The 7,251-nt window shown below is 69.4% G+C and carries 4 protein-coding genes and 1 pseudogene; 2 read left to right on the top strand and 3 right to left on the bottom strand.

Annotated features, from left to right (window positions below):
* A pseudogene (locus ACREB7_RS12980) lies at positions 1 to 3,621 on the top strand (hypothetical protein); the annotation flags it as partial.
* 39 nt (positions 3,622 to 3,660) lie between these two features.
* Here the strand turns inward: ACREB7_RS12980 and ACREB7_RS12975 are convergent.
* Genes ACREB7_RS12975 through ACREB7_RS12965 form a run of 3 tightly spaced genes read right to left on the bottom strand, consistent with a single transcriptional unit; the run spans position 3,661 to position 5,919 of the window.
* Positions 3,661 to 4,044 carry an OsmC family protein gene (locus ACREB7_RS12975; RefSeq protein ID WP_431592694.1) on the bottom strand — a complete coding sequence of 128 codons (384 nt, stop codon included), beginning with the start codon at positions 4,042 to 4,044 and terminating at the stop codon, positions 3,661 to 3,663.
* A gap of 20 nt (positions 4,045 to 4,064) precedes the next feature.
* A complete protein-coding gene (locus tag ACREB7_RS12970; RefSeq protein WP_431592693.1) occupies positions 4,065 to 5,036 on the bottom strand; it encodes an alpha/beta fold hydrolase in 972 nt (323 codons plus the stop codon).
* A 25-nt stretch (positions 5,037 to 5,061) separates the two neighbouring features.
* Positions 5,062 to 5,919 (bottom strand): oxygenase MpaB family protein, encoded by an 858-nt coding sequence (locus tag ACREB7_RS12965; RefSeq protein WP_431592692.1) that lies wholly within the window; start codon positions 5,917 to 5,919, stop codon positions 5,062 to 5,064.
* A gap of 78 nt (positions 5,920 to 5,997) precedes the next feature.
* Here ACREB7_RS12965 and ACREB7_RS12960 point away from each other — a divergent pair, with 78 nt between their 5' ends.
* Positions 5,998 to 7,209 (top strand): acyl-CoA dehydrogenase family protein, encoded by a 1,212-nt coding sequence (locus ACREB7_RS12960; protein ID WP_431592691.1) that lies wholly within the window; start codon positions 5,998 to 6,000, stop codon positions 7,207 to 7,209.
* The last annotated feature ends 42 nt before the right edge of the window (positions 7,210 to 7,251 follow it).

The following is a 7,251-nucleotide window of genomic DNA, read 5'->3' as shown; positions in this document are numbered from 1 at the left end:
CAGGGCGTCAACACCGTGGCCTTGGGCAACGACAGCTTTGCCGGCGGCCTCGGCGCGATCGCCATCGGCGGCAATGCGGTCGCGGGCAATGCCGGCGGACCCGGCACCCTATTCAGCGGCTCCATCGCCATCGGCAACAACGCCAAAAATGAATTTGTCCAGTCGATCACCATCGGCGACGGCGCATCGGGCAACGCATTCGGCAATATCGTGATCGGCGGGCGCAACTCCGAAGTCGAGCCCGGCGCATCCGCCGCCGCCGCCGATGGGATCGCGATCGGGCGGTCAGCACAGACCGGCGGCGTGTCGTCGATCGTGATCGGCCATGAATCGACGACCAACAATAATTTCACGACCTCGCTCGGCAACGGCACCACCAACTTCGGCCAATGGGGTACCGCGCTCGGCGATCATGCGCGCGTCACGGTCGGCGCGACCAATGCGGTCGCGCTCGGCGCCGATTCGGTCGCCGATCGTGCCGGCACCGTGTCGGTCGGGTCGAACAACGGCTTCCGCCAGATCGTCAACGTCGCGAGAGGCACCCAGCTCAACGATGTCGTCAACGTGGCGCAGCTGAACGAGGTCGCTGCCAACTCGGCCTATCTGCGCGTTAACAGCAGCGGCGGTGCGACGGCCGCGACCGGCGACGACGCCATCGCGCTCGGCTTCAACAGCGACGCCGAAGGCGACAACGCCATCGCCATCGGCCAAAGTTCCTCGGCCGGCGGCAGTTCTGCCGTTTCCTTTGGCGCCGACGCGTCGGCCTCGGGCGACAAGGGCAGCGCACTCGGCGCCGAAAGCATCGCCAGCGGCGAAGACAGCACCGCGGTGGGCTATATCGCCGCGGCTGGCGGAACCGGAACGGTCGCCGTGGGCTCCAACGCCAATGCGCTCGGCGATCTGGGGGTGGCGATCGGTATGTCGGCGTCGAGCGACGGCATCAACGGCACGGCGCTGGGCAGCGGCGCGCGCGCCGACGGGATCAATTCGATCGCACTCGGCCATAATAGCGAGGCGCTGGAGGATAATGTCGTCTCGGTCGGGTCGCAGTTCGTGCAGCGGCGGATAACCAATGTCGCCACCGGGACGAGCGCGAATGATGCGGTCAATCTGGCGCAGCTCAACAATGCGATCGCCGGCGTTGCAGCAGGCAACAACCCCTATGTCGGGGTTGGCGGCGGCGGCGCGGCGGCGGTGGCGTCGGGCGACGACAGCTTCGCCGCCGGCGCGGGGGCGCAGGCGATGACCGACGGATCGACCGCGATCGGCGCGGGCGCGGTGGCGCAGGGCGGCAAGGCGACCTCGATCGGGTTCGAGAATGTCGCGTCGGGCGACGGCGCGGTGGCGATCGGCGATCCGAACGTGGCGACCGGCACCGGCGCGGTGGCGATCGGCGCCGACAATAATGCGACCGGGACTGGCGCGATTGCACTCGGCAACCTGAGCGTCGCCGATGGCGAAAGCACGATCGCGCTGGGCGACCGGGCCGAGGCGCGGAGCATTCACAATGTTGCGATCGGCAGCGAGGCCAAGGCGTTGCTGGCCGGCAGCGTAGCGATTGGGGCTGGTGCCGAGACGAACGGCCAGTTCAGCACCGCGATCGGGCAGCTCAGTTCCGCAAATGGGGATTTTTCGACCGCGATCGGTCGCCGCGCCGAGGTCCTGGGCAACAACAGTGTGGCGATCGGCGATTTCGCCATGGCCATCGGGGATAACAGCTATGCACTGGGCGGCGACGCCCGGGCGCTGGCGAGCAACAGCGTTGCGATCGGTGCGGCGTCGCGGGCCACGCGCGACGGCACCGTGTCGGTCGGCGACGTCGGCAGCGAGCGCGCTATCGCCAATGTCGCCACGGGGACGCTTGGCACCGACGCGGTCAATCTGGACCAGCTGAATGCGGCGCTGGCGACGCAGACGACCAATGTTGCCGCGGCGCAGACGACGGCGGACACGGCACTCGCCAATGCCGCGACGGCACAGGGAACGGCGGATACGGCCTTGACCAATGCGGCAACGGCGCAGGGAACGGCCGATACGGCGCTGGCCAATGCGGCAACCGCACAGGGCACGGCGACCAGCGCGCTGGCCAATGCCGCGACCGCGCAGGGCACCGCCGATACGGCGCGCGCCGAGGCGGCGGCGGCTCAGGGTACCGCCGATACCGCGCTCGCCAATGCCAATCTGGCGCTTGCGGGCAGTGCCGGCAATGCGGCGGCGACGGCGGCGGCGCAAAATACGGCGGACAATGCGCTTGCGAACGCCGCAACCGCGCAGGGCACCGCGAACACAGCCCTCGCCAACGCTGCCACGGCCCAAAATGCGGCGATCGCGGCGCAGGGCACCGCCAATACGGCGCTGGTCAATGCCGCGACGGCGCAGGGGACCGCCAACACCGCCCGGCTTGAAGCGGCGGCGGCGCAGGCCACCGCCGACACCGCGCGACTCGAAGCGGCGGCGGCGCAGACCCGCGCCGATGCGGCCTTCGCCAATGCCGATGCGGCGCAGGCGACCGCCGATCAGGCGCTCGCGGCGGGGCAAAGCAATGCGGCGGCGGCGGCGGCGGCGCAGGCCACCGCCGACACCGCGCGCACCGAAGCCGCGACGGCGCAGGCGCAGGCCGACACGGCGCGTGCCAATGCCGCGACGGCACAGGACCGCGCGGATGCCGCCTTTGCCAATGCCGGCACGGCGCAGGCGACCGCGAACACGGCGCGGACCGAGGCGGCGGCGGCGCAACTGACCGCGACGACGGCGCGCTCGGAAGCGGCGGCGGCGCAGAGCACGGCGAACACCGCGCTCGCCAATGGCGCCTATTTCCGGGCCAACAGCACGGGGCCGGGGCCGCAGGCGACGGGGGTCGATGCGATCGCGGTCGGGCCGGGTTCGGTCGCCAGCGGCAACCAGTCGGTGGCGATGGGCGCCAATGCGCGGGCGATCAATGGCCAGGCGGTTGCGATCGGCGCGGGTAATGTCGCCTCGGGCAATGGCGCGGTGGCGATCGGCGACCCCAATATCGCGACCGGGACCGGCGCGGTCGCGCTCGGCGCCAACAACAGCGCGATCGGCACCGGCGCGGTGGCGCTGGGCAATGCCAGCAGCGCGACCGGCGACGGGTCGGTGGCGATCGGCAATGGCGCGGTCGCCAATCGGGCAGGCCAGGTCGCGCTCGGCAATTCGGCGAGCACCTACACGCTCTCGGGCGTCGGATCGGCGGCGAGCAATGCGGCGCAGAGCGGCACGCTCAAGCTGCTGACCACCGATGCGGCGGGCAATCTCGGCACCTCGGCACTCGACATCGCGACGCTCGGCGGGCTGCCGAACCGGGTCAACCTGCTCGAACAGCAGAATGCTGCGCTTGATGCGCGCACCGTCGTGCTCGAACGCCATGCAGTGCAGGCGAATGGCGGCATCGCGACCGCGATGGCGATGGGCGGCACGATGATCGTGCCCGACAGCGACGTGTCGGTGTCGTTCAACCTCGCCACCTATCGCGGGGAACAAGGCTTTTCGGGCGCTGCGGTGGTCCGGCTGGCCCCGCGCGTTTATGTCAGCGGCGGCATCGCCGGGTCGACGGTCAAGGGCTCGACCGGCGGCCGGGTCGGGGTGGCCTTCGGCTTCTGATCGCCGGGCGCTGTCCGGTCGGCACCCGCTGGTCGAAACTCAGACCAGCCGGGTGTCGATCGGCAAGCCGCCCTTCAGCGTCAGCGTTACCGGGGTGCGTTCGGCGATGTCGGCGAGGCGGGCGGATTGCTCGGCATCGAGGCCGGTGATCCGGAGCGTGCGGTCGATGCGGCGGTCGGGATGCTGGCCCGAAAGGTGCAGCCCGACCTCGACCGATTCCATCGGCCATTCTTTCCGGTCGGCATACATGCGCAAAGTGATCGCGGTGCAGGCGCCGAGGCTGGCGAGCAGCAGGTCGTAGGGCGCGGGGCCGACCGCGCCGCCGCCGAGCGCGGCGGGTTCGTCGGCGACGAGGGCATGGCCGCCGACGGTGATTTCGGTGCGATAATGATCCTTGCCGATCGTGGCGGTGCCATGGGCCATCGGGTTTCTCCTTCAGCCAATCAGACGGGGGTGGTGCGGCGGAGCCAGGGGAGGAGCAGCGCCTCGACCTCGGCGGCGCGTTCGGCCTGGGTCCAGTGACCGCAGCCCGCCAGTATATGCGCCTCGAGATCAGGGACGACGTCGCGCATCAACGGGATCGGGTCGGCGGTGCCGAGGACGAGCGCGGGGTCGCTGCCGCCGCCGATGAACAGCGTGGGGCGGCGGATGACGGGATCGAAGCCGCCCGCCCAATCGAAATCGCGGCCATGGTTGCGGTAGCGGTTGAGGGCGCCGGCAAAGCCCGTGCGTCCGAAGGTCGCGGCCGCGTGAGCAAAATATTCCGGGTCGAGCCAGTTGGGAAGCGTGTCGGGGAAGCGCACGCCGTCGAGCAGCCTCGCGCCGTGCGGCTTGTCGTTGGGCCAGTCGCCGGGCGCGGCGTCGCCCGAGATGCTGTGGTAGAAGGCGTGCAGGAAGCGCGCGGGGTCGGCTTCGAGTTCGGCCTCGGCGACGCCGGGTTCCTGGAAATAGGCCTGGTAGAAAAAGCGGCCCCTGTCGGTGAAGCGGCGCTTGAACATCGCGTCGAAGGGCGCGGCGGCGCGGCCGAGCCAGGGGATCGACAGCGCGGCGACCGCGCCGAAGCGGTCGGGACGCGCCATGATGGCGTTCCAGACGATCGAGGCGCCCCAGTCATGGCCGACGAGCGTTGCGGGCGCGTCGGGGGACAGGGCATCGGCGACCGCGACGAGATCGGCGACGATCGCCTCCATGCGATAGGCGTCGATCGCTTCGGGCCGGTCGCTGTCGCCATAGCCGCGCACGTCGATCGCGGCGGTGCGATAGCCGACGGCTGCAACGGCGGGGGCGAGGCGGCGCCATGACTGGCGCAGTTCGGGGAAGCCGTGGACGAAGAGGATGAGCGGTCCGGAACCCGCGACGTCGGCGGCGATGCGGACGCCGTCGGGGGCGGTGACATAGGTTGGTGCCGCGTTCATTTCGCCCCGCTATATTGTGCCGTGCCTAGCGCCAGGCGGTATCGCCCGGGAGGCCGAGGCGCAAGGCGGCCTGCCATGCGGGCGAGGTGGGATCCTTGCGGCGGTCGGCGAGCTTGCCCATTGCTTTCACCATGATGCGATCGCGGGTGCCGAGGTCATGGTCGGGCCCGAGGGCTAGTCGCTCACGCACCACCGGCGGCAGCAGCGACACCGCAGCGCGCGCGAGCGCCTTGTGCAGGAAGCGCGGCACCGACGGCGCGGCGCGGCCCGAGCGGATGATGTCGAGAAATTCGCTGTTGATCGGATGCGGTTCGAAGCGCGGCAGCAACTCCTCCATCATCGCGAGGAATTCGGTTTCGGACTTCGGGGTGCGGGTGACGCCATAGAGTTCGGCGACGGGCTGGCCGTCGGCCCAGAAGCGCGCCTGCTCGGCCGCCGACAGCGGGCGCACGAAGCGGTGATAGGCGGTGAGGAAGCCATATTGCGCGGTGGCATAGACCCAGTTGAGCAATTCGGGATCGAGTGCGGTATAAGCTTCGCCCCCGGGCGTCTCGCCCGACACTTTGGCGTGCATGCGGTTGACCCCGCCGATGACGCGGCGCGCGGCGCTGGCGGGGCCATAGACGCCGACCATCGCCGCCATGCCGGTGCGCTGCGAGCGGCCGATCGGATCGACCTTGTAGATCGAATGGTCCCACACGCCGGATCGGATGCGCGCGTCGGCGAATTCGAGCAGCACCGCCGCGACCCCGCCGACCGCCATCGCGATCGGGTTCTTGAAGATGCGCCATTGCAGCGAATCGGGGGCGAGCAGCGAGGCTTCGCCGGCCGGTTTGGTGAAATCGATCGCCATCGCGGGCGGCGTGTTGCTCATGCGGTTCATGCGGTCCCGATCCCATCACGATTGACCTGTCGGCGAAAGTCGTTATCAGATGTGATAATTACTTGCAACGGATGCGATATGAACCTCGACTGGAGTGACGACGAAGCGCGTTTCGCGGCGGACATCCGTGATCGGCTGGCGCGCGCGCTGACCCCCGACCTGCGCGCGGGGGCCGAACTGGCGACGAGCGTCTATCCCGACCATCATGTGTCGATGGACTGGCAGGCGCGATTGTTTGCCGAGGGGCTGGCGGCGCCGCACTGGCTGCCCGAGCATGGCGGTCGCGACTGGAGCGCGGCGCAATTTTATCTCTACGCCCGCGAACGCGCGCGCGCCGGGGCGCCGGCGCTGTCGCCGATGGGCATCCATATGGTCGCGCATGTCATCGCGGCGTTCGGGACCGAGGCGCAGAAGGATTATTTCCTGCCGCGTATTTTGTCGGGCGAGGTGTTTTTCTGTCAGGGCTATTCGGAGCCGGGAGCGGGATCCGATCTCGCCTCGCTGCAGATGAGCGCGGCGCCCGACGGCGACGATTTTGTACTGAACGGGTCGAAGATCTGGACGACGCATGCGGGCGAGGCGAACTGGATCTTCTGCCTGGTGCGCACGTCGAAGCATGAGCGGCCGCAGCAGGGCATTACCTTCCTGCTCGTGCCGATGGACCAGCCGGGGGTGACGGTGCGCCCGCTGACGATGATCTCGGGCGAGCAGATCCAGGCCGAGGTGTTTTTCGACGATGCCCGCTCGGCGCGGAGCAATGTCATCGGTGCGGTCGATCGCGGCTGGACAGTGGCGAAATATCTGCTCGAGTTCGAACGCGGCGGATCGGCGCACGCGCCGGCGCTGGCGATGCGCGTCGATGCGCTGGCGAGGCAGGCGCAGGCGACGATGGCGGGCGATGCGGTGTTCGCGAGCAAGCTGGCGCGCGCGCGCATCCGCGTCGACATATTGGAGATGATCGAGCTGAAATTGCTGTCGGCGGCGGGGCAGGGCGAGAGCGTCGGGGTGATGGCGTCGATGCTCAAGATCATGGCGACCGAGCTGGCGCAGCATATCACCGAACTGGGTTATGAGGCGGCGGGGCCGGCGGGGCTGGCGTTCCAGCCGCATGCGGCGATGCCGGGCGCCGAGGTGCCCGCGCATGTCGCGCCGGCGGACGGCCATGTGACGGGCGAGCCTTGGCAGGCGATCGCGCCGCTGCGTTATTTCAACGAGCGCGCGGGGTCGATCTATGCGGGGTCGAACGAGATCCAGCGCAATATATTGGCGAAGGCGGTGCTGGGGCTGTGACATTCCTTCCTCCCCCTTGATGGGGAGGCGGTGAGACTTGCG

The organism is Sphingopyxis sp., assembly GCF_050725615.1.
Taxonomy (GTDB): domain Bacteria; phylum Pseudomonadota; class Alphaproteobacteria; order Sphingomonadales; family Sphingomonadaceae; genus Sphingopyxis.
This window is presented reverse-complemented; position numbering and strand designations above follow the sequence as displayed.

Bases quoted from the DNA above. Each gene is read 5' to 3' on its own strand.
- ACREB7_RS12975 (WP_431592694.1), bottom strand. From the start codon at position 4,044: ATGGCCCATGGCACCGCCACGATCGGCAAGGATCATTATCGCACCGAA.
- ACREB7_RS12970 (WP_431592693.1), bottom strand. From the start codon at position 5,036: ATGAACGCGGCACCAACCTATGTCACCGCCCCCGACGGCGTCCGCATC.
- ACREB7_RS12965 (WP_431592692.1), bottom strand. From the start codon at position 5,919: ATGAACCGCATGAGCAACACGCCGCCCGCGATGGCGATCGATTTCACC.
- ACREB7_RS12960 (WP_431592691.1), top strand. From the start codon at position 5,998: ATGAACCTCGACTGGAGTGACGACGAAGCGCGTTTCGCGGCGGACATC.